The 19,607-nt window shown below is 57.3% G+C and carries 21 protein-coding genes; 10 read left to right on the forward strand and 11 right to left on the reverse strand.

Features of this window, described 5'->3' with window-relative positions:
* Nucleotides 1–119: 119 nt before the first annotated feature.
* Nucleotides 120–1,379: a Zn-dependent hydrolase gene (locus AACY07_RS22520; RefSeq protein ID WP_339477801.1), complete on the reverse strand. Its 1,260-nt coding sequence runs from the start codon at nt 1,377–1,379 to the stop codon at nt 120–122.
* Between the two features lie 36 nt (nt 1,380–1,415).
* Entirely contained in the window at nt 1,416–2,903 is a 1,488-nt protein-coding gene (locus AACY07_RS22525) for an NCS1 family nucleobase:cation symporter-1 (protein WP_133078220.1), read from the reverse strand.
* 619 nt (nt 2,904–3,522) lie between these two features.
* Between AACY07_RS22525 and hydA the strand changes: the two genes are divergently transcribed.
* The 3 genes from hydA to preA are packed head-to-tail and all read left to right on the forward strand — an operon-like array spanning nt 3,523 to nt 7,663.
* Nucleotides 3,523–4,962 carry a dihydropyrimidinase gene (gene hydA / locus AACY07_RS22530; protein WP_326398207.1) on the forward strand — a complete coding sequence of 480 codons (1,440 nt, stop codon included), beginning with the start codon at nt 3,523–3,525 and terminating at the stop codon, nt 4,960–4,962.
* A gap of 58 nt (nt 4,963–5,020) precedes the next feature.
* Nucleotides 5,021–6,388 carry an NAD(P)-dependent oxidoreductase gene (locus tag AACY07_RS22535; protein WP_339477806.1) on the forward strand — a complete coding sequence of 456 codons (1,368 nt, stop codon included), beginning with the start codon at nt 5,021–5,023 and terminating at the stop codon, nt 6,386–6,388.
* On the forward strand, nt 6,389–7,663 hold the full coding sequence (preA, locus tag AACY07_RS22540) for an NAD-dependent dihydropyrimidine dehydrogenase subunit PreA (RefSeq protein WP_219261291.1): 1,275 nt from the start codon (nt 6,389–6,391) through the stop codon (nt 7,661–7,663). It abuts the gene before it with no gap.
* A gap of 99 nt (nt 7,664–7,762) precedes the next feature.
* Here preA and AACY07_RS22545 read toward each other — a convergent pair whose 3' ends face one another.
* The gene (locus AACY07_RS22545) at nt 7,763–8,383 is read right to left on the reverse strand and encodes a TetR/AcrR family transcriptional regulator (protein WP_133078216.1); all 621 of its coding nucleotides are present in this window, start codon (nt 8,381–8,383) and stop codon (nt 7,763–7,765) included.
* Nucleotides 8,384–8,505: 122 nt separating this feature from the next.
* Nucleotides 8,506–8,862, reverse strand: coding sequence for a hypothetical protein (locus AACY07_RS22550; protein ID WP_133078215.1), 357 nt, complete (start codon nt 8,860–8,862; stop codon nt 8,506–8,508).
* 252 nt (nt 8,863–9,114) lie between these two features.
* Between AACY07_RS22550 and csrA the strand changes: the two genes are divergently transcribed.
* Nucleotides 9,115–9,309: a carbon storage regulator CsrA gene (gene csrA / locus AACY07_RS22555; protein ID WP_019828915.1), complete on the forward strand. Its 195-nt coding sequence runs from the start codon at nt 9,115–9,117 to the stop codon at nt 9,307–9,309.
* A 299-nt stretch (nt 9,310–9,608) separates the two neighbouring features.
* Nucleotides 9,609–10,154 (forward strand): DUF1269 domain-containing protein, encoded by a 546-nt coding sequence (locus AACY07_RS22560; RefSeq protein ID WP_133078214.1) that lies wholly within the window; start codon nt 9,609–9,611, stop codon nt 10,152–10,154.
* A gap of 48 nt (nt 10,155–10,202) precedes the next feature.
* On the opposite strand, the gene AACY07_RS22565 is transcribed toward AACY07_RS22560, so the two are convergent.
* The gene (locus AACY07_RS22565) at nt 10,203–10,523 is read right to left on the reverse strand and encodes a YbjQ family protein (RefSeq protein ID WP_133078213.1); all 321 of its coding nucleotides are present in this window, start codon (nt 10,521–10,523) and stop codon (nt 10,203–10,205) included.
* 250 nt (nt 10,524–10,773) lie between these two features.
* Here AACY07_RS22565 and ppnN point away from each other — a divergent pair, with 250 nt between their 5' ends.
* The gene (gene ppnN, locus AACY07_RS22570; protein ID WP_339477812.1) at nt 10,774–12,147 is read left to right on the forward strand and encodes a nucleotide 5'-monophosphate nucleosidase PpnN; all 1,374 of its coding nucleotides are present in this window, start codon (nt 10,774–10,776) and stop codon (nt 12,145–12,147) included.
* Nucleotides 12,148–12,221: 74 nt separating this feature from the next.
* On the opposite strand, the gene AACY07_RS22575 is transcribed toward ppnN, so the two are convergent.
* The 3 genes from AACY07_RS22575 to AACY07_RS22585 form a co-directional block, all read right to left on the reverse strand.
* Nucleotides 12,222–12,755, reverse strand: a complete 534-nt coding sequence (locus AACY07_RS22575; protein WP_326426049.1) for a DUF3087 family protein — start codon at nt 12,753–12,755, stop codon at nt 12,222–12,224.
* 89 nt (nt 12,756–12,844) lie between these two features.
* Nucleotides 12,845–13,528: a glycoside hydrolase family 19 protein gene (locus AACY07_RS22580; RefSeq protein ID WP_339477817.1), complete on the reverse strand. Its 684-nt coding sequence runs from the start codon at nt 13,526–13,528 to the stop codon at nt 12,845–12,847.
* Between the two features lie 173 nt (nt 13,529–13,701).
* Nucleotides 13,702–14,172 (reverse strand): Lrp/AsnC family transcriptional regulator, encoded by a 471-nt coding sequence (locus AACY07_RS22585; RefSeq protein ID WP_133078209.1) that lies wholly within the window; start codon nt 14,170–14,172, stop codon nt 13,702–13,704.
* A gap of 124 nt (nt 14,173–14,296) precedes the next feature.
* Between AACY07_RS22585 and AACY07_RS22590 the strand changes: the two genes are divergently transcribed.
* On the forward strand, nt 14,297–15,496 hold the full coding sequence (locus tag AACY07_RS22590) for a methionine gamma-lyase (protein WP_339477820.1): 1,200 nt from the start codon (nt 14,297–14,299) through the stop codon (nt 15,494–15,496).
* Between the two features lie 88 nt (nt 15,497–15,584).
* Here AACY07_RS22590 and AACY07_RS22595 read toward each other — a convergent pair whose 3' ends face one another.
* Nucleotides 15,585–16,007 (reverse strand): hypothetical protein, encoded by a 423-nt coding sequence (locus AACY07_RS22595; protein WP_339477823.1) that lies wholly within the window; start codon nt 16,005–16,007, stop codon nt 15,585–15,587.
* Between the two features lie 76 nt (nt 16,008–16,083).
* Between AACY07_RS22595 and AACY07_RS22600 the strand changes: the two genes are divergently transcribed.
* The gene (locus tag AACY07_RS22600; protein ID WP_339477825.1) at nt 16,084–16,452 is read left to right on the forward strand and encodes a MerR family transcriptional regulator; all 369 of its coding nucleotides are present in this window, start codon (nt 16,084–16,086) and stop codon (nt 16,450–16,452) included.
* Here the strand turns inward: AACY07_RS22600 and AACY07_RS22605 are convergent.
* Nucleotides 16,449–16,589, reverse strand: coding sequence for a hypothetical protein (locus AACY07_RS22605; protein ID WP_019828905.1), 141 nt, complete (start codon nt 16,587–16,589; stop codon nt 16,449–16,451). The genes AACY07_RS22600 and AACY07_RS22605 overlap by 4 nt on opposite strands.
* 108 nt (nt 16,590–16,697) lie before the next feature.
* Entirely contained in the window at nt 16,698–17,618 is a 921-nt protein-coding gene (locus AACY07_RS22610; protein ID WP_133078207.1) for a LysR family transcriptional regulator, read from the reverse strand.
* Nucleotides 17,619–17,924: 306 nt separating this feature from the next.
* On the opposite strand from AACY07_RS22610, the gene AACY07_RS22615 reads away from it, so the two are divergent.
* Nucleotides 17,925–18,656 carry a 5-oxoproline transporter, DUF969 family subunit gene (locus tag AACY07_RS22615; RefSeq protein ID WP_133078206.1) on the forward strand — a complete coding sequence of 244 codons (732 nt, stop codon included), beginning with the start codon at nt 17,925–17,927 and terminating at the stop codon, nt 18,654–18,656.
* Nucleotides 18,653–19,603: a DUF979 domain-containing protein gene (locus AACY07_RS22620; protein WP_219261285.1), complete on the forward strand. Its 951-nt coding sequence runs from the start codon at nt 18,653–18,655 to the stop codon at nt 19,601–19,603. The genes AACY07_RS22615 and AACY07_RS22620 overlap by 4 nt, the downstream gene beginning before the upstream one ends.
* Nucleotides 19,604–19,607: the final 4 nt, after the last annotated feature.

The raw sequence follows: 19,607 nt of genomic DNA on the forward strand, positions 1-19,607 counted from the left end.
AGTTGACGACGAAACCAAGCCGCTGCAACAAGGGCCGCAGGGCCTACGCTTTTGGACGAGGCGAAGGGGCGCTGCGCACCCGTCGCAGCCTCGCTACGCTCCTCAGCGATTACAAAAAACTATTTGTTGGAAGCCGCCAACATGGCTTTAAGCAGGACCGCGCACCCCGCTGCCAGATCCCCGGGGTCGGCGTTTTCGATTTCGTTGTGGCTGATGCCTCCTTCGCATGGCACAAAAATCATGCCCGCCGGCCCAAGTTCGGCAAGGAATATGGCGTCATGCCCTGCTCCACTGACAATATCCATGTTGGACAAGCCCAGTTCGTTGGCCGCCTCACGCACGGCGTTGACGCAATCAGGGTTGAAGTACAGCGGCGGGAAATCCGCCGTAGGGGTGAGCTCGAAGCTCAGGCCATGTTGCTGGCACGTGGCTTCAATCACCCCGCGAACCTGTTCAATCATCGCATCCAGTCGCTCAGGCAGCAGATGCCTGAAGTCCAGGGTCATGCGCACTTCTCCGGGAATCACGTTTCGCGATCCCGGGTAAGCCTGCAGGCAGCCTACCGTGCCGCAGGCGTGGGGTTGATGGCCAAGAGCGGTGTGATTGACCGCTGCAACCACGGCAGCCGCACCGACCAGTGCGTCTTTACGCAAGTGCATGGGGGTCGGCCCGGCGTGGGCCTCGACGCCGCGCAGGTTGAGGTCGAACCATTTCTGCCCCAGGGCGCCCAGCACCACACCAATGGTTTTGCGCTCGTCCTCAAGAATCGGACCCTGCTCGATATGGGCTTCGAAGTAAGCCCCCACCGGATGACCGCTGACTTTGCGGCTGCCCGCATAACCAATGGCCGTCAAGGCTTCGCCGACGGTCACTCCCTGGGCATCGGTTTTGGCCAGGGTTTCTTCGAGGGTGAATTTCTCTGCAAAGACCCCCGAACCCATCATGCACGGCGCAAAACGCGAGCCTTCTTCGTTGGTCCAGACCACGACCTCCAAGGGGGCCTGGGTCTGGATGTTGAGGTCGTTGAGCGTTCGCATCACTTCTACCCCGGCAAGTACGCCGAAGCAGCCGTCGAACTTGCCACCCGTGGGTTGGGTGTCGATATGGCTGCCGGTCATCACGGGCGGCAAGTCGGGATTGAGGCCGGGACGGCGGGCAAAAATATTGCCCACCCCATCCACGCTGACGGTGCAGCCCGCGTCTTCGCACCAGCGAACGAACAGGTCACGTGCCTGACGGTCCAGGTCAGTCAAGGCCAGACGACACACGCCGCCTTTTACCGTAGCGCCAAGCTGTGCCATTTCCATCAGCGAAGCCCACAGGCGGTCGCCATTGATCGATTGCAAGGGTTGCTGCTGAAGGTCGTGCGATGCGTTCATGATGTTTTCCCCAGGCAGTTTTTATAAGAGTCGTTTTTAAACCGTGCCTTTGACGGTCTCTGTTTGCTGGCTGCCCAAGCGATGCAGCCCGTAATAAATACCGGCGCCGAGCAATGACCCGGTGAACCAGCCAAAGTCGTAGAACCAGCTGAAGGCGCTGCTACCCAACGACAGCAAGGTCAGCACCACCGGCACGCCAAACGCGATAAAACCGTTCCAGTGCCACGCCGGGTACACCCCGTCCTGGTAAAGCCCTGCAAGATCGAGTTTTTGCCGACGGATAATGAAATAGTCGACCACCATGATCCCGGCAATCGGCCCCAGCAGGCTGGAGTAGCCCAGCAGCCAGTTGGAATACACGGTTTCCAGGCTCACATCCGACACCAGCAAACCCAGCTTTTTGAGCAGTTCGTGGGCCATCAGCGCAAGCCCCACGAGGCCGGTCAGCATCACCGCCTTGGTGCGGTTGATCAGCTTGGGCGCTATGTTCTGGAAGTCATTGGTAGGCGACACGATGTTGGCGGCGGTATTGGTCGACAGGGTTGCGATGATGATCAGCGCCATCGCCAGGGCCACCCAGCCCGGGCTTTGAATATGACCGATCAGGCTGACCGGATCGGACACCGTGACACCCACCAGTTTTTCCGACGCGGCGGTCATCACCACACCCAGGGCCGCAAACAGGAACATGGTCAGCGGCAGGCCAAAAATCTGCCCCTGTATCTGGTCCTTCTGGCTTTTTGCGTAACGGCTGAAGTCAGGAATGTTCAGGGACAAGGTGGCCCAGAACCCGACCATCGCGGTCAAACCGGCAAAGAAGTAGCCATACACGCTGGCGCCTTCGGGACGCTTGGGTGGCTGGGCCAGCAGTTCGGTCATCGACACATTGGGCAATGCCCACACCAGCAGGCCCAGGCCGACCAGTACCAGCAAGGGAGCAGACAGGGTTTCAAGCCATTTGATCGACTCGGCACCGCGCAATACCACCCACAGGTTCAGTGCCCAGAACACCATGAAGCCGATGACTTCTCCGGTGCCGCCCAGGCTTTTCCAGCCCTCGAACACAGAGCCCAGAAACAGGTGAATCGCCAGGCCGCCAAACAGCGTCTGGATACCGAACCAGCCGCAGGCCACCAGGGCACGGATCAGGCAGGGGACGTTTGAGCCGATGATGCCGAAGGAAGACCGCAGTAACACAGGGAAGGGAATGCCGTACTTGGTGCCCGCAAACGCGTTGAGGGTCAGCGGGATCAGCACCACGATATTGGCCAGCAGAATCGCCAGCAGCGCCTCGCCGACCGAGAGTCCGAAGTAGGCGGTCAGTACCCCGCCCAAGGTGTAAGTGGGTACACAAATGGACATACCGACCCACAAGGCCGTGATATGCCATTTGTTCCAGGTGCGTTCGTGAACTTTGGTGGGGGCAATATCGTGGTTGTACCGGGGGCTATCGAGGACTTCAGGACCAGCGTCCAATTCGTACAAACCGTTACGTTCGGTGACTCGGGATCTGCTCGGTTGCATATTCGATCACTCTCTTGTTGTGGTGCTCTTGGTTGCGCTTTGAGGCCCTGCGTTAAGACGCAGAGCGGCTCCCTTGCCTGGACACTGCTGTATGGATCGGCCCGTCCGGTTGTGGCAGCGACAATCAAGAACTGTGCCGTGTTACTTGCCTCGCCTCCGCACACTGGCTGTTACTACTTGCAACGCCCTGGTTTAACGCTGTTTTAAATAACGAACCGAATGACTCTCATTCCTATTGGGAGCGTTTACCGCTCACTTACTGTTTTTTGATATAGCAAAACGAAACAACACGGTGCACGCTTATTTATTTTTATTGCGTTACCTCCTCTCCCCTACAGGCTCAAGCGCCTGATTTAGCATAAGAAACTTCGCCTATATTTGAATCCTGTCAAGTGCGTCAAAATGGTGAGGCCGTGCCACATTTTGGTGATATTTAAATAATTTATATATAAATCAGTTACTTACACTAATAACAACTTAACAAAAATAAAGTTTGATCATTTTTCAACAACCCTCTAGATTTCATTCCTGACACCAGTGACAGGAACCAACCTGTGCGCTAACTTTAATAACAACATTTAGAACCGGTTATAGCCGGTCAGCCTGCGAGGAACTCGGTATGTCACTGTTAATCCGTGGCGCTACGCTTGTGACCCATGATGAAAGTTATTGTGCTGATGTTTATTGTGCGGACGGTCTAGTCCGAGCGATCGGTACTGATCTTGATGTTCCGCCCGGCTGCGAAGTTCTCGATGGCAGCGGTCAATATTTAATACCCGGCGGAATTGATCCGCACACTCATATGCAACTCCCCTTTATGGGCACCGTGGCCAGCGAAGACTTTTTCAGTGGTACGGCCGCCGGTTTGGCGGGTGGCACAACTTCCATTATCGATTTCGTCATTCCCAATCCTCAGCAGTCCTTGCTGGAGGCCTTTCATCAATGGCGCGGCTGGGCCGAGAAGTCGGCGTCGGACTATGGTTTTCATGTCGCCATCACCTGGTGGAGCGAACAGGTCCGCGAGGAAATGGCCGAGTTGGTCAGCCAGCATGGCATCAACAGCTTCAAACACTTCATGGCTTACAAAAACGCGATCATGGCCGCTGACGACACGCTGGTGGCGAGTTTCGAGCGCTGCCTGGAGCTGGGCGCTGTACCCACAGTGCATGCCGAAAACGGCGAACTGGTGTACCACCTGCAACGCAAGCTCATGGCCCAGGGCATGACGGGGCCGGAAGCTCATCCGCTTTCACGCCCTTCTCAGGTTGAGGGCGAGGCTGCAAGCCGGGCAATCCGCATCGCCCAGACCATTGGCACACCGTTGTATCTGGTGCATGTGTCGACCCGTGAAGCACTGGATGAAATCACCTACGCCCGCAGTCAGGGGCAGCCGGTGTATGGCGAAGTACTGGCCGGACACCTGCTGCTCGATGACAGCGTGTATCAACATCCGGACTGGCAAACCGCCGCCGGTTACGTGATGAGCCCGCCCTTCCGTCCGCGCGGCCATCAGGAGGCGCTCTGGCATGGTCTGCAGTCGGGCAATCTGCACACCACAGCCACTGACCATTGCTGCTTCTGTGCCGAGCAAAAAGCCGCCGGGCGCGACGATTTCAGCAAGATCCCCAACGGAACCGCAGGCATCGAAGACCGCATGGCAGTGCTCTGGGATGAGGGCGTGAATACGGGACGCCTGTCGATGCAGGAGTTCGTCGCACTGACCTCTACCAACACCGCCAAAATATTCAATCTGTACCCGCGCAAAGGCACGATCCGGGTCGGCGCCGATGCCGATCTGGTGCTATGGGACCCGACAGGGACACGCACCATCAGCGCCAAGACCCACCATCAAAAAGTCGATTTCAATATTTTTGAAGGCAAGACCGTGCGTGGCATCCCCAGCCACACCATCAGCCAGGGCCGTGTGGTGTGGGCCGATGGCGATCTGCGGGCAGAACGCGGTGCAGGCCGTTATATCGAACGCCCGGCCTATCCAGCCGTGTTCGATTTGCTGAAAAAGCGCGCTGAGCATCAACAGCCCGTGGCCGTTAAACGCTGAATTGCAAACCACTGCCCGACAGAGGCAGGACGCCCCCCACAACCGTGAGGCAATCACCGTGATCAAGTCCCTGAATCATTTACCGCACCCCCATGAAAATGCGCAGGTGCTGGCGAGTCGCTTTACCGATCTGGCGCCCCCCCTGAGTGCCCGCCAAGCCGTACTGGAGAGCTCGCGCTGCCTGTATTGCTACGACGCACCCTGTGTTAATGCGTGCCCCAGCGACATCGATATCCCGTCGTTTATTCGCAATATCCAGCAGGAAAACGTCCAGGGAGCTGCGCAGAAGATTCTCTCGGCCAACATCCTCGGCGGCAGTTGTGCCCGGGTTTGCCCTACCGAGGTGCTGTGCCAGCAAGCCTGCGTGCGCAATAACAGCCAGGAATGCGCCCCGGTGCTGATCGGTTTGTTACAGCGTTATGCGGTCGACAACGGGCAGTTCAGCGAGCACCCCTTCACGCGGGCTGCACCCACGGGCAAGCGCATCGCCGTGGTCGGTGCAGGCCCAGCCGGTCTGGCCTGCGCCCATCGCCTGGCGCTGCACGGCCATGAGGTGGTGATTTTCGAAGCTCGGGAAAAATCCGGCGGGCTCAATGAGTACGGGATTGCCAAGTACAAACTGGTGGATGACTTCGCCCAGCGCGAAGTGGAATTCGTCTTGCAGATCGGCGGCATCGAGGTGCGCCACGGTCAGCGTCTGGGCGACAACCTGACCTTAAGCGAACTGCATCAGCAATTTGATTCGGTGTTTCTGGGGTTGGGCCTGGCCGCCAGCCGGTTGCTCGGCCTGCCCAACGAAGATGCACCGGGACTGCTGGCCGCCACTGACTACATCCGCGAGCTGCGCCAGAGCGATGACCTGACCCAACTCCCCCTGGCCGAACGTTGCATTGTGCTGGGTGCGGGCAATACCGCGATCGACATGGCCGTGCAGATGGCCCGCCTGGGTGCCCGCGAGGTCAGTCTGGTGTATCGCCGGGGGCTCGAAGACATGGGCGCCACCGGGCACGAACAGGACATTGCCAAGGCCAATCAAGTGCGGCTGATGACCTGGGCCCAGCCACAAGAGGTGTTGCTGGATGAGCAGGGCCGCGTACGCGGCATGCGCTTTGCCCGCACCCGCCTTGAGGAAGGGCGCCTGGTGAGTACCGGTGAAAGCTTCGAACTGGCGGCTGACGCGGTGTTCAAGGCTATCGGCCAGACATTTGATGATGAAGCCCTGGGCGATCCCCTGGCGCAGAAGCTTAAACGGGTGGGCGACCGGATTGAGGTGGACGAGCACCTGCGCACCAGCATTCCCGGAGTCTATGCCGGGGGCGATTGCACCTCCCTGGGGCAGGACCTGACCGTACAGGCCGTGCAACACGGCAAGCTGGCCGCAGAAGCCATGCATGCCCAACTCATGCTTGATCAGGAGGCTGCGTAAATGGCCGATCTCTCGATTGTTTTCGCCGGTATCAAAGCGCCCAACCCTTTTTGGCTGGCGTCTGCGCCACCCACCGACAAGGCCTACAACGTAGTGCGCGCCTATGAGGCCGGCTGGGGTGGGGTGGTCTGGAAAACCCTGGGGGAAGACCCGGCGGCGGTCAACGTATCGTCGCGCTACTCGGCGCATTTCGGGCCTAACCGTGAAGTCATGGGCATCAACAATATCGAGTTGATCACCGACCGTTCCCTCGAAATCAACTTGCGGGAAATCACTCAGGTCAAAAAGGACTGGCCGGACCGTGCCTTGATCGTGTCCCTGATGGTGCCCTGCGAAGAGGCGTCATGGAAATTCATTCTGCCGCTGGTGGAAGCCACAGGGGCCGATGGCATTGAGCTGAATTTCGGCTGCCCCCACGGCATGCCGGAGCGCGGCATGGGCGCGGCGGTGGGCCAGGTGCCCGAGTACGTAGAAATGGTCACGCGCTGGTGCAAGACCTATTGCTCGCTGCCGGTCATCGTCAAGCTGACGCCCAACATTACCGACGTGCGCCTCAGCGCCCGCGCAGCCCATCGCGGTGGTGCCGATGCGGTGTCGTTGATCAACACCATCAACTCGATCACCAGCGTCGACCTGGAGCGTATGGTCGCGTTGCCGATGGTGGGCAACCAAAGCACACACGGGGGTTATTGCGGTTCGGCGGTCAAGCCGATTGCTCTGAATATGGTGGCAGAAATTGCTCGCGACCCGCTGACCAAGGGCTTGCCTATTTGTGGGATCGGCGGCATTGGCAGTTGGCGTGATGCAGCAGAGTTTATTGCTCTGGGCTGTGGGGCGGTTCAAGTCTGTACTGCGGCAATGCTCCACGGTTTTCGGATTGTGGACGAGATGAAAGATGGTTTGTCGCGCTGGATGGACAGTCAAGGCTACACAAGCCTGGACGATTTCTCTGGACGCGCTGTAGGCAATACCACCGACTGGAAGTATCTGGACATAAATTATCAGGTCATTGCCAAAATCGATCAGGACGCCTGTATCGGCTGCGGGCGCTGCCATATTGCGTGCGAAGACACCTCGCACCAGGCCATCGCCAGCTTGAAACAGCCTGACGGGACACACCGCTATGAAGTGATCGAGGATGAGTGCGTGGGCTGCAACCTGTGTCAGATCACCTGCCCGGTCGAGGCCTGTATCGAGATGGTCCCGCACAACAACGGCCTGCCGTTTCTGGACTGGAACCATGATCCGCGTAACCCGTACTGCGTGGCTTCGTAGTTAGCCCGTAGTCGCTGCCGAGGCACGAAGGCTGCGAGCTCTTGTCTTGCAAAAGGCTCGCAGCCTTCGTGCCTCGGCAGCGACTACAAACCAGGAGTTTCAAGGCTCCAGCCCGATCCCCCTCAGGATCACGCTCGTAACGGTCTGCAGCGCCCGCTCAAACTGAATGTCGGACAATGGCTGGTGATCGTTGATGATCATCACTTGATGGTCGAAGTCGGCGTAATGCTGGGTGGAAGCCCAGATCATGTACAGCAGGCTGGACGGTTCCACGGGCAGGATTCGCTTGTCCTGCACCCATTGACGGATTTTGGCTTCTTTCATCTTCGCCCAGTCATACAGACTGGCATCCAGCGCCAGGCCCAGAGTCGGAGCACCGTGGATCATTTCATTGGCCCAGACCTTCGAGCCATGGGGCCGTGTGCGCGAGTGGTTCATTTTGGCGCGGATATAGCTGCTGAGCACAAGCCGAGGGTCGTCGTAGGTTTCAAAACACAGCGCATCCTGCTTCCACACCTCGAGCAACCCCAGCAATACGGCACTGTAGAGCTCGGTTTTGGTACTGAAGTAGTAGTGCAGGTTTGAGCGTGGCAGCTGAACTTGCGCCGCGATGTCCGCCATTGCCGTTCCGGCAAATCCTTTTTCGGCAAAAATCTTTTCGGCCCCGAGGAGGATTTTTTCGACATTGCTACGCCGAATTTCGATCTTGTGATTGCTCATGCCTGGTGCCCTTGCCGTCGTGCTTCTTTGATGTACGCCGAATGAGCAAATATTTCCTGCACAAAGCGTCGAATAACGCCTACGGCAGCTACGCTTAGGCGAATACGCGACGCTGAACCCGTTTATTGGGCAGCGGGCAACTCGATCACATTGGTTTCAATACCGTCGAGTTTGGGCTTGAGTTTCATTTTTTCCTGGGCCTCAAGTGCTTGAGCCTCAGAAGTAAACGGCCCGATGAGGAAGTGCTGAACACCGCCATTCTCGAAAATGTAAGGAGTAAAACCGTTGTCAAGAAGCCTTCCAGTGGTGTCGGGAATTGTAGCTCTCTGGCCTTCAGTGATCTCGAGCGCCCATTGCGCAACAGGCGCCTGGACCACTGTTGCTTCAGAAGCTGCTTTAGCCCGCTGGATTTTATCGTTAGACTCCTGACCGCAAGCCGTCAAGGCCAATATTGCTGTCATCACGATGACTTTACGCACTGCGTTTCCCCTGTCTGTTTGAATGGGTAGATTTTATCACTGGGACAGCGGCCTTTGCTCTCCTTGAACAAATCCAAAACGCCCCAATTTATGGTTCATGCGCAAGAATTTTCCCCTTATAGGGAATCAAACATCTGGCCATGTCGTCTGTAATGAGCGGCGCATTTATACGCACTAAGCAGTATTCTGTAGTCATGACCGAAGCCGCACCGTCTCAGAGACGGGCCTTACAAAGCCATCAAGGAGAAAAAAATGCTGATACTCACCCGTAAAGTTGGTGAAAGCATAAACATCGGTGACGATATTACGATCACTATTTTAGGTGTCAGCGGACAACAGGTCAGAATCGGCATCAACGCGCCGAAAGATGTGGCCGTTCACCGTGAAGAAATTTACCAACGTATCCAGGCTGGATTGAATGCCCCTGAAAAGAACGATCAGCCGTAAGCCTGTGAGGTTTCAGCCCTAGGCTTGAGTGTCAGGGCTGCTCAGCCAGCCCTCCTCAAATCATCCGATACGTGCGCCTGCCAAAGCATCACCCCTCTTCCCTGCAGACCTCTCTCTTTGCCAAGAGATATGTCCTGTCGACTTGACCGTTTCAAGGTTAGCGACCACGCTCACTGCTCGCAGAAGGCTCACATCTGAACCACTGCGCGCCAGGGCGTTTGCGTTGTGACGCCTTGAGAAACTCCTCCTCAATTCAGCCCGTCACCGGGCTGGACCTGTACCGTCAAGGAATGAAAGACATGTCCGATTTAATCGTAGTGGGATTTTCAGACACCGAAAAAGCAGATCGCGCCCTCACCAAGATGGTCTCGCTGAGTAAAGAGCACCTGGTAGAGCTGGAAGATGCGGTCATTGTTGTGCGCAATGCCGAAGGCAAAATCCACATCAAGCAAAGCGTGAACCTGACAGCCATTGGGGCGACATCCGGCCTGGTCACTGGCGGCCTGTGGGGCGCATTGGTAGGTCTGCTGTTTCTAAACCCGCTGGCAGGCTTTGCCATCGGTGGCGCGCTGGGCGCTGGCACCGGCGCCCTCTCGGGCTCGCTGAGCGATTACGGGATTGATGACGATTTTATCAAGTCGCTGAGCGAAACGATCCCCAACGATTCCTCGGCCCTGTTCGTCCTGCTGCGCAAGTTCCAGCCTGAAAAAGTCCTGAAGGAACTGGAAGACTCGGACTTCAAGGGCAAGGTATTACGCACTTCCCTGTCTCCTGAACAAGAGCAGAAGTTGCAGGACGCACTGTCCAAAACCACTTCCGGCGCCACTTTGACCAAAACGATTTAAACCTGCACCGCCCCATTCGACCGCGTTGCGCGGTCGAATGCTTGCCCCTCAGTTCAAGCGCACTGCGGTGCCAGTGGCAAACACCACCAGCATCCCGCCTCGACCTGACGGCATGCTGATTTCAAAATCCAGTCCCACAATGGCATCGGCCCCCATGGCTCTTGCCCTGTCACGGATTTCATCCGTGACCTCTGCCCGCGCTTCCTTCAGGGCTCGCTCCAGCGTCTGTGAGCGCCCGCCAAAAAAGTCGCGCACGCCGGTAAAAAAATCTCGCACCACGTTGATCCCGTGAACCGACTCGGCGCTGACAACGCCCACGTATTCGGTAATTTTTCGGCCATCAATGCTATGAGTGGTGGTAATAATCATCAGCCCGCCCTTTTCCTTTTCTGTTTCAGAGACTTGAAAGGTTACCTTATCGCTGTCCTGATCACTGCTGCTACTGTAGCCAGAGTGAACGGCAGGCTCTTCTAAATACATGACCAAAGGCTACTATGCTTAAAGCAGATGAATCTAAAGACGTAAGAGTTGGGACGCCTCGCTCGGCAAATCTGCACTGCTGACATGAACTCAATGGCTGCGCCAAGCAACTTTTCGACCCCGCTCAAGGAAGCCCGCAATGGTCCAAAGACAAGTCATCAACGCTTCAGTCAGCCCAAAGGGCAGCCTGGAAACACTCTCTCAACGCGAAGTACAACAGCTGAGCGAAGTTGGCTCAGGCACCAGCTACACGCTGTTTCGCCAGTGCGTTCTGGCTATTCTGAACACCGGCGCTCACGTCGATAACGCAAAAACCATCCTTGAAGCCTACCTGGACTTCGAGGTTCGAATTCATCAGCAAGACCGTGGCGTGCGCCTTGAACTGTTAAACGCTCCCGCCGATGCGTTTGTCGATGGCGAAATGATCGCCAGTACACGTGAAATGCTGTTCAGCGCCCTGCGCGATATCGTCTATACCCAGAGCGGCCTCGACAGCCCGCGTATCGACCTGAGCAGTTCGGCCGGCATCACCGATTACGTGTTCCACCTGCTGCGCAACGCCCGCACGCTGCGTCCGGGCGTCGAGCCAAAAATCGTGGTGTGCTGGGGTGGTCACTCGATCAACACCGAAGAGTACAAGTACACCAAGAAGGTGGGCCACGAACTGGGGCTGCGCAGCCTGGATATCTGTACCGGCTGCGGTCCCGGCGTGATGAAGGGCCCGATGAAGGGCGCCACTATTTCCCACGCCAAACAACGCCTGACCGGTGGCCGTTATTTGGGGCTTACCGAGCCGGGCATCATTGCAGCCGAAGCGCCGAACCCTATCGTCAACGAACTGGTGATCCTGCCGGATATCGAAAAGCGTCTTGAAGCCTTTGTCCGCGTTGGCCACGGCGTGATCATTTTCCCGGGCGGAGCCGGGACCGCCGAAGAGTTCCTGTACCTGCTCGGGATTCTGATGCACCCGGAAAACCGCGATGTGCCGTTCCCGGTGATTTTGACTGGTCCCAAAGAAGCCGCACCCTACCTGCAGCAACTCCATGAGTTTGTCGGGGCGACCCTGGGTGAAGAAGCCCAAGAGCACTACCAGATCATCATCGACAACCCGGCCGAAGTTGCGCGGCAAATGACTGCCGGGCTCAAGGCGGTGAAGCAGTTCCGTCGCGAGCGCAATGACGCATTCCACTTCAACTGGCTACTGAAAATCGATGAAGGATTTCAGCGTCCGTTCGACCCGACCCACGCCAACATGGCCAGCCTGCAACTGCGCCGCGACATGCCGCCCCACGAACTGGCAATCAATCTGCGCCAGGCTTTTTCCGGGATTGTGTCGGGTAACGTAAAAGAGAAAGGTATCCACCTGATCGAGCAGTATGGCCCGTACGAAATCCACGGCGACGCGGCCATCATGAAGCCGCTGGATAAACTGCTGCAGGCATTTGTCGAGCAACACCGCATGAAACTGCCAGGCGGTGCGGCCTATGAGCCGTGCTATCGAGTCGTAAGCTAACACCCATCCTCAAGGGCTTGCCAAGCGAACGCGGAGTGTCATCACGCACATCGCCTGGCCTGCCCGCAGAGGGATCACTTCAAGGGTGCATGTTTTTTCACGGCCTCAATCCAGGCAGGATCCAGCCGGGTCTGCTCGGGGTCGATACCCAGGGCTTCAAGGCGCGCCTTGTGCAGATCCATCTCGAGAACCATCTGGCTCAACGCACTGGAGTTGGCGTCCAGCTGGTACATCTGGCTCACCCCAAGATGATAAAAACGCAGCAATTTCATCGCCGCACTATCCCCAGCCATCACCCCTGCCGTTACGTGATGCATGACGTTGGTCACTTTCATCAGGCTGCGCTTGAGCTGCCAGCCGTACGCGGCAGGCCGCATCCAGGGCTGTGACCAGAAGAGGTAGCGCACCAGCACAATGGTCGTGATCAGGGCGACAATGACTCCCGCCAGGTTCAAGCGAAAATTATCGCCGCCTGCAACGCCCAGCACCATGACCGCCAGCCCGGACAACAGCAACGACAGCGCGACAAACGTCAGCACGATGTACAGGGTGCTACGCCGGGTTTGCTGACGATAAATCTCGGGGTTCATCGGCTGTAATTCAAACATCACTGATCTATGACTCCAACATGGCTAAGGGCAAAGTGCGCGGGCATTATGGACCGATATCGCTGTCTGGCTGACTGAAATAAAAACGGTCAGGCCGTCTGCAATAAACTCAGTGCCTGGCGGTACAGCGCAACACGATGCACCTGGCCATTGAGCCCGCCATTGATAGCCTTCGTGACCCGCTCGAAGTCATCCCCGTCCGCCAGGGCATTTACGTTGCGCGAGCTCCAGTACCAGCCTGCGGACTCAACTGCCCAGTGCCACTCCTGCAATTGTTGTGGGGTGGCCAGTAATCGTTCATCGCCGAACAGTCCAAGGCTGCATTGTTGATAGTTGCTCTTGCCCGTGACCTGGATCAGCCCCCGACCACGATACCGCCAGCCATCTCCCGACGCCTCGGAGCCATTGCCCAGGCGGTCACTGTAGACCCGGTTGGCTATTGCTTCTGGCCTGCGATGCAGCTTCTGCGCGTCACTATTGGGCAGCCGCCGTGCACGGCCGCCGTCCATCACGGTGAGGTATTGGCCAGCCGAATTTTTCTGCGCGAAACGTGAACCCCAGGTCGCGGCCAGACCATCAGCGCTGTAATTGAGGTTTTCGACAAGGACGGTGAAACCTGCACTTTCATGCCCGACCTGAGCTAAAAAGGCGGCCATGCGCCTGGGAGTATTGATCTGCCGCTGGCGAGTCATCGCCTGTAAAAAAGGCATATACACATCAACAAATGCAGCGCTTTTTGGAAAAACCTGCAACATGATTTCACGGGTCAACATGGCTACTTACTCTTAATAAATGAAATTAAAAGTGAACCATTTAAAACTTTTACAGCCTGCCAAATAACTACCACAAGACCAGGGCTACACCTTTTTCAGAACACACCTACAGCTCCATAATATGGCGGATGAAAAGTTCGCATACTTCACAGTTTTACACTCAATAACCGTCCTCAACCAATGACGGGGACCACTCGCCGTGGCTTGACCGACTTATAGGAAAAGCTCGAATAAATCTCCTTGACCGCAGGCAAGGCTTGCAGGACCTCACGGGCAAATTCGCCGAAGGACTCCAGGTCTTTGGCCACAACTTCCAACAAAAAGTCATAACGCCCCGAAACGTTGTGACAGGCAATGATTTCAGGGATTTCCAGCAAGCGCTGCTCAAAATTCCTGGCCACCTCTTGTGAATGGGACTCCATCATCACGCTGACAAAAGCCGTGACTCCGTAACCCAGTTCCTTGGGCGAAAGAACAGCCTGATAACCCGTAATAATCCCGCTTTCTTCCAGTATTTTTACCCGACGCCAACAGGGCGACGTCGTCAGCGAAACGCTCTCGGCCAACTCGGCGACGGTGAGTCGGGCATTACCTTGCAGTGCAGCGAGAAGGGCTTTATCCGTTCGATCCAGAGTTGTTGGCATGTTGTGCCTCTAAATATAACTTTGACTGGGTTTTGTTCTAATCCATTCAGTATTTGCAGGTAAATTTGGAATTTTCCACGTCTATTTAAAGCATAGCATTGTAGGAAATATCGGAGAGTTCAGCATGAACGATAAAAACAACAACTTCGGCTTTTCTACCCGCGCAATCCACCACGGCTACAACGCACTGGAGAACCACGGTGCACTGATCCCCCCTGTTTACCTGACGTCGACCTTTGCTTTTGCATCGGTGGAATACGGAGCGGCCTGTTTTGCCGGTGAAGAGAACGGGCATTTCTATACCCGTATTTCCAACCCGACCCTGGCCCTGCTTGAGTCGCGCATGGCGGCGCTGGAAAACGGCGAAGCGGGCGTGGCATTCAGCTCCGGCATGGGGGCGATTGCGGCAACGTTCTGGACCTTGCTCAGGCCCGGCGATGAAATCATCGTCAACCGCACGCTGTATGGCTGCACGTTTGCGCTGCTGCATCACGGCATCGGAGAGTTCGGGGTCGTGGTCAAGCACGTGGACATGTCCAACCCGGCCGACCTCGAAGCGGCCATCAGCCCTGCAACGCGCATGATCTACTTTGAAACCCCGGCCAACCCGAACATGCAACTGGTGGACATCGCTGCGGTTTCAACCATCGCCCATGCACACAACGACCTGCTCGTGGTGATCGACAACACCTACTGCACCCCGTACTTGCAGCGCCCCCTGGAAATGGGGGCAGACGTAGTGGTGCACTCGGCCACCAAGTACCTGAGCGGGCACAGCGATATCACCGCAGGGATGGTGGTCACCCGCCAACACCTGGCCGACCGGATTCGCCTGCAGGGACTGAAGGACCTGACGGGTGCGGTCCTGTCGCCCAATGATGCGCACCTGCTGATGCGCGGCATCAAAACCCTGGCGTTGCGCATGGAGCGCCATTGCAGCAGTGCCCAGGTCATCGCGCAGATGTTGCAGGATCACCCCGCCGTGGAATGGGTTGCCTACCCCGGCCTGCCCTCTTTCCCACAATACGCCCTGGCATCCCGGCAAATGAAACTGCCGGGGGGCATGATTGCGTTTGAACTCAAAGGCGGTATGGCCGCAGGTCAGCGGTTCATGAATGCCCTGCAACTGTTCAGCCGTGCAGTCAGCCTGGGCGGCGCCGAATCGCTGGCGCAGCATCCCGCGAGCATGACCCACTCCACTTACACCCTTGAAGAGCGGGCACGACACGGTATTTCCGAGGGGCTGGTACGACTGGCCGTGGGGCTTGAGGATGTTGCCGATCTGCTGGCGGATATAGAGCAGGCGCTGCAGGTGCGAGGGTGAGTCTGTTGGTTTGAGGGAATGACATCGCGAGCAAGCCCGCTCCCACAAGTTCGGTTCAATAACCTGTGGCTGCGGGCTTGCTCGCGATTCAGGCAACCCGCTGCGGCTGATCGCCCGCTTCACGCACAGGCAGCAACTGGGCAATACCGAACACGATCTCCATCGCCGTCACCACCAGAATCAGATAACTGGCTCCCTGGCTCACGGCATACACCTGCCACACCGCGAACAGCACCCTGGCGATTACATCGTAATGGCCTACCCGCTGGCTGGCATGACGCACACGCCATAACGACCACACCACCACGACACTGCCCAGCAGGTTGGCCAGCATCATCGGCATGGCATCCAGCGGGGCAAACCCCCGCTCCAGCCCCAGTTGCGCAGACAGGCTGGCAAGCAGAGACAGCACGATTGCAGCCGTCCAGGGCGTCATCAGGGCGCTGTTGACTACCAGGTCATACCAGGCACTGGCGCGGACAATTTTCAGGTTCATTCTTGAGTCGATCATTACGTTCCCTCACTATCGGAAACGCAAGGCTAAACCCTGGACCTAAGTCCAGAGTCAACACTCATGAGGGAACACGATGAAAATTGGCCAGGTCGCCAGATTGACCGGAACCAGCCCGGACGCCTTGCGTTTTTACGAAGAAAAAGGGCTTATCGGCTCAACCCGCAGCGCCAACGGCTATCGCTGCTATGCCCCTGAGACGGTGCAGTTGGTGGGGTACATCAAGATGGCGCAGCAACTGGGTTTTTCGCTGGCCGAAATCGGCGAAAACCTGCCCATGCTGTGGACGTCGACAGAGACGCCGGTACAGGTGCTGGCCGAGATTTTTACCCAGAAGTTGCAGGCTATTGATCAACGCATCGAGCAGTTGCAGCACCTCAGGAGTGCCCTGGCCGAGCGGGCAAAACAGGTGTGCCCGCTGATGCCGGCGAAGCGTGCCGGTTAACCCGGCGGAATTGTCGCCAAAATGCCGATACCGATGGTCAGCACCAAAAAGCCGCCCAAAAACCATGCCATTTTGTTCATGAAATTCCCCGTCAAACGTTCGTAATAAAACAGGCGCAGAACATCAGCCGACCACACGCGAGTGTTGCTGTGTACTCACGTCCTCGTCTGTCTCGAAAGGTTGACGGGAATTTTGCGCCGCAATCTGCATACATAACAGTCGCAGATAACGCAAAAAAATACGGATCAGATGCCGGGTAAAACAAAGTGTTCAGGGACAACGCTGCGCTGATACTCGGCAACCACAGCCTGACTGAGGCTCACCACCGCTTCATTCAATTCCAGCCCCGCCCCTGCCCGCCAGCTGGCGTACACCGCAAAGCCCGGTGCAGTTTCGATCCCCAGGGCGATCATCGCGCCGCTTTGCAGCTCGCGGCTGACCAGCACCGGTGGCAAGGCACCAATACCGAACCCGTCGGCCACCAGCTTGATAATGGCCGCCACCGAATTGATGCAACTGATGCGCGGGGCCGCAATGTCGTGCTGATGCAAAAAATTGAGCATGTCCTGATGTGGCCGTGACAGGCGAGAGAAGGTCAGCAGCCGCTCCTGACACAAATCAGCCAGGCTCTCGTAGTTGCGATCCAGGGCAGCATCCTTGGCAACGATCCAGCTCAGGGGATAACTGGCCAACTTCACATTGCGTACGCCATCGGCGCGCAGCAGGTCTGTTTGAAAGATCAGATCCAGCTGCCCCTTGAGCAGTTGCTCATTCAGGTTCAGCGCCGTATCGGCCGTCAATTCGACCTCGACCTGCGGGTAATCGCGGCTCAGGGCGCTGATCAGATCCCCCAGCCAACTGTGGATGACGGTGTCCATCACCCCGATACGCAAGCGCCCGGCGAAGCTGTCTGCCTGCCCCAGGGATTGAAACAGGCGCTGCTGGGTGGCCAGCATTTCCTCGGCGTAACCCAGCACTTGATGGCCTTCACGGGTCAGATTTACCCCACGGGAATCGCGCTGAAACAACTGCACGCCAAGCTCGGTTTCGAGGACTGAAATGCGACTCGATATGGCCGCCTGAGTGCTTGAGAGCTTTTCGGCCGTGAGTCGAAAGCTGCCAAGGCGCGCCACCCAGACGAATGTCAGAAGAAATCGCATGTTCATTTAGGACGCCTCACCCAATCAAAAGCAGGGCCGTACTGTAAACCCTTGCCGCAGCCGCAAGCCAGTCGGCTTAAGTCGGTGATTGGTAAAACTTTTCTGTTCAGCGGTGACAACTTTTATTGACTGGACGCACAACCCAAAGCCACCAACCATATCGGCCAATGACGCTCATCGGGCGTCAAAAATAAAAAAACACGCTGAGTCCGGCAGCGTACCGATTTTTCGAAAGTGTGCCTGACCGCTTTCGACTTGCTCTCACCAGCCTGCCCTGGTGCAGCGGCAATCAGCTAAAGGGATTCCCCCCTCATGCAAACCGTCGTAAATCTATGGCCCTTGATTGGCGTGTTCGTCATCATCATTGGCTTTGTGCTGCGCTTCAATCCACTGCTGGTGGTCAGCGCGGCAGCCATCGTCACCGGCCTTGCCGCCAACTTCCCGCTGGAAAAAATCATCAGCGAAATGGGTGAAGGCTTCCTGCAAACCCGTGCCCTGCAATTGATTCTGCTGTTGCCTCTGGCCGTGATCGGCCTCCTCGAACGCCACGGGTTGCGCCTGCATGCGCAAAACTGGATCGCCAGCTTCCAGCGTGCCACCGTCGGGCGTCTGCTGATCATGTATCTGTTTGTGCGCGAGACCACGGCAGCAGTAGGCCTGACCAGTCTGGGCGGGCATCCGCAAATGGTCCGTCCGCTGCTGGCACCGATGGCCGAGGGCGCCGCTGAAAACAAGTACGGCAAGCTGCCTGCCCCGGTACGGCAAAAAGTCCTGGCCATGTGCGCGGCCACCGACAACATCGGCTTGTTCTTTGGCGAAGACGTGTTTGTCGCCTTTGGTGCAATCGCACTGATGCACACCTTCCTGCTGGGTTCGGGGCTTGATGTCGAGCCGCTGCACATTGCGTTCTGGGGCATCCCGACCGCCATTTGTGCCTTTATCGTGCACGCACTGCGCCTGTACCGCTTCGACCTGATGCTGTCACGCAGCATGGACGAAGTTGCCCGCGAAGAAGCTGACGCAACCCGGGAGCTGGCACGATGATTATCTCTATCGAGTACTTCTACTGGCTGGCCGGTGTGCTGTTGATGATCACTGCGGGCATGATCGTGTGTGACCGTACCCACCCGAAACGCTGGACCAGCGGCCTGTTCTGGGCGTTGTTCGCCTTGGTGTTCCTGATTGGCGATCGTCTGTCACCGTTTGTGGTCGGCGTTGGCGTTCTGGTCATGGCCGCCATTGCAGGCATCGGTGGCGTAGGCCGTGGCACTCACGCCGAGCTGCATATCAAGGCTGCGCGGGCCAGTGCCGGGCGCCTGGGCCACAAGCTGTTCATTCCGGCCCTGTCGATTCCGCTGGTGACGGTGATTGGTTCCATCCTGCTGAAAAACACTCAGATCGGTGGCGTGCCGCTGCTCGACCCAAAAAACACCACGTTCGTGTCACTGGGCATCGGCTGCATGGTGGCACTGGTCCTGGCGTGCATCCTGACCCGCGACACTCCGCTGCAAGGCTTGCGTGAATCACGACGCCTGACCGAAGCCCTGGGCTGGACCATGGTGTTGCCGCAAATGCTGGCCATGCTAGGCCTGTTATTTAACGACGCAGGTGTGGGCACCGCTGTTGCCCATGTCACCACCGCGTACATCAACATGGATTATCGCCTGGTTGCGGTGATGGTCTACGTCCTGGGCATGGCGCTGTTTACCGTGATCATGGGCAACGGTTTTGCCGCATTCCCGGTGATGACCGGCGGTGTCGGCGTACCGGTACTGGTGGGCATCTACGATGCAAACCCGGCGGTCATGGCTGCAATCGGCATGTTTTCCGGCTACTGCGGCACCCTGATGACGCCGATGGCGGCCAACTTCAATATCGTGCCCGTTGCCCTGCTGGAACTGCCGGACAAATACGCCGTGATCAAGGCGCAAATGCCCACCGCGCTGATGATGCTGGTGGTCAATATCGTGCTTCTTTACGTGCTGATGTGAGGAC

The sequence above is a fragment of the Pseudomonas sp. RL_5y_Pfl2_69 genome (genome assembly GCF_963970465.1).
Lineage (GTDB): Bacteria > Pseudomonadota > Gammaproteobacteria > Pseudomonadales > Pseudomonadaceae > Aquipseudomonas.

What these genes read in the sequence shown, in the direction of transcription:
- AACY07_RS22520 (WP_339477801.1), bottom strand. Translation starts at nt 1,379, where the DNA reads ATGAACGCATCGCACGACCTTCAGCAGCAACCCTTGCAATCGATCAAT.
- AACY07_RS22525 (WP_133078220.1), bottom strand. Translation starts at nt 2,903, where the DNA reads ATGCAACCGAGCAGATCCCGAGTCACCGAACGTAACGGTTTGTACGAA.
- hydA (WP_326398207.1), top strand. Translation starts at nt 3,523, where the DNA reads ATGTCACTGTTAATCCGTGGCGCTACGCTTGTGACCCATGATGAAAGT.
- preA (WP_219261291.1), top strand. Translation starts at nt 6,389, where the DNA reads ATGGCCGATCTCTCGATTGTTTTCGCCGGTATCAAAGCGCCCAACCCT.
- AACY07_RS22545 (WP_133078216.1), bottom strand. Translation starts at nt 8,383, where the DNA reads ATGAGCAATCACAAGATCGAAATTCGGCGTAGCAATGTCGAAAAAATC.
- csrA (WP_019828915.1), top strand. Translation starts at nt 9,115, where the DNA reads ATGCTGATACTCACCCGTAAAGTTGGTGAAAGCATAAACATCGGTGAC.
- AACY07_RS22560 (WP_133078214.1), top strand. Translation starts at nt 9,609, where the DNA reads ATGTCCGATTTAATCGTAGTGGGATTTTCAGACACCGAAAAAGCAGAT.
- AACY07_RS22565 (WP_133078213.1), bottom strand. Translation starts at nt 10,523, where the DNA reads ATGATTATTACCACCACTCATAGCATTGATGGCCGAAAAATTACCGAA.
- ppnN (WP_339477812.1), top strand. Translation starts at nt 10,774, where the DNA reads ATGGTCCAAAGACAAGTCATCAACGCTTCAGTCAGCCCAAAGGGCAGC.
- AACY07_RS22575 (WP_326426049.1), bottom strand. Translation starts at nt 12,755, where the DNA reads ATGTTTGAATTACAGCCGATGAACCCCGAGATTTATCGTCAGCAAACC.
- AACY07_RS22580 (WP_339477817.1), bottom strand. Translation starts at nt 13,528, where the DNA reads ATGTTGACCCGTGAAATCATGTTGCAGGTTTTTCCAAAAAGCGCTGCA.
- AACY07_RS22585 (WP_133078209.1), bottom strand. Translation starts at nt 14,172, where the DNA reads ATGCCAACAACTCTGGATCGAACGGATAAAGCCCTTCTCGCTGCACTG.
- AACY07_RS22590 (WP_339477820.1), top strand. Translation starts at nt 14,297, where the DNA reads ATGAACGATAAAAACAACAACTTCGGCTTTTCTACCCGCGCAATCCAC.
- AACY07_RS22595 (WP_339477823.1), bottom strand. Translation starts at nt 16,007, where the DNA reads ATGATCGACTCAAGAATGAACCTGAAAATTGTCCGCGCCAGTGCCTGG.
- AACY07_RS22600 (WP_339477825.1), top strand. Translation starts at nt 16,084, where the DNA reads ATGAAAATTGGCCAGGTCGCCAGATTGACCGGAACCAGCCCGGACGCC.
- AACY07_RS22610 (WP_133078207.1), bottom strand. Translation starts at nt 17,618, where the DNA reads ATGAACATGCGATTTCTTCTGACATTCGTCTGGGTGGCGCGCCTTGGC.
- AACY07_RS22615 (WP_133078206.1), top strand. Translation starts at nt 17,925, where the DNA reads ATGCAAACCGTCGTAAATCTATGGCCCTTGATTGGCGTGTTCGTCATC.
- AACY07_RS22620 (WP_219261285.1), top strand. Translation starts at nt 18,653, where the DNA reads ATGATTATCTCTATCGAGTACTTCTACTGGCTGGCCGGTGTGCTGTTG.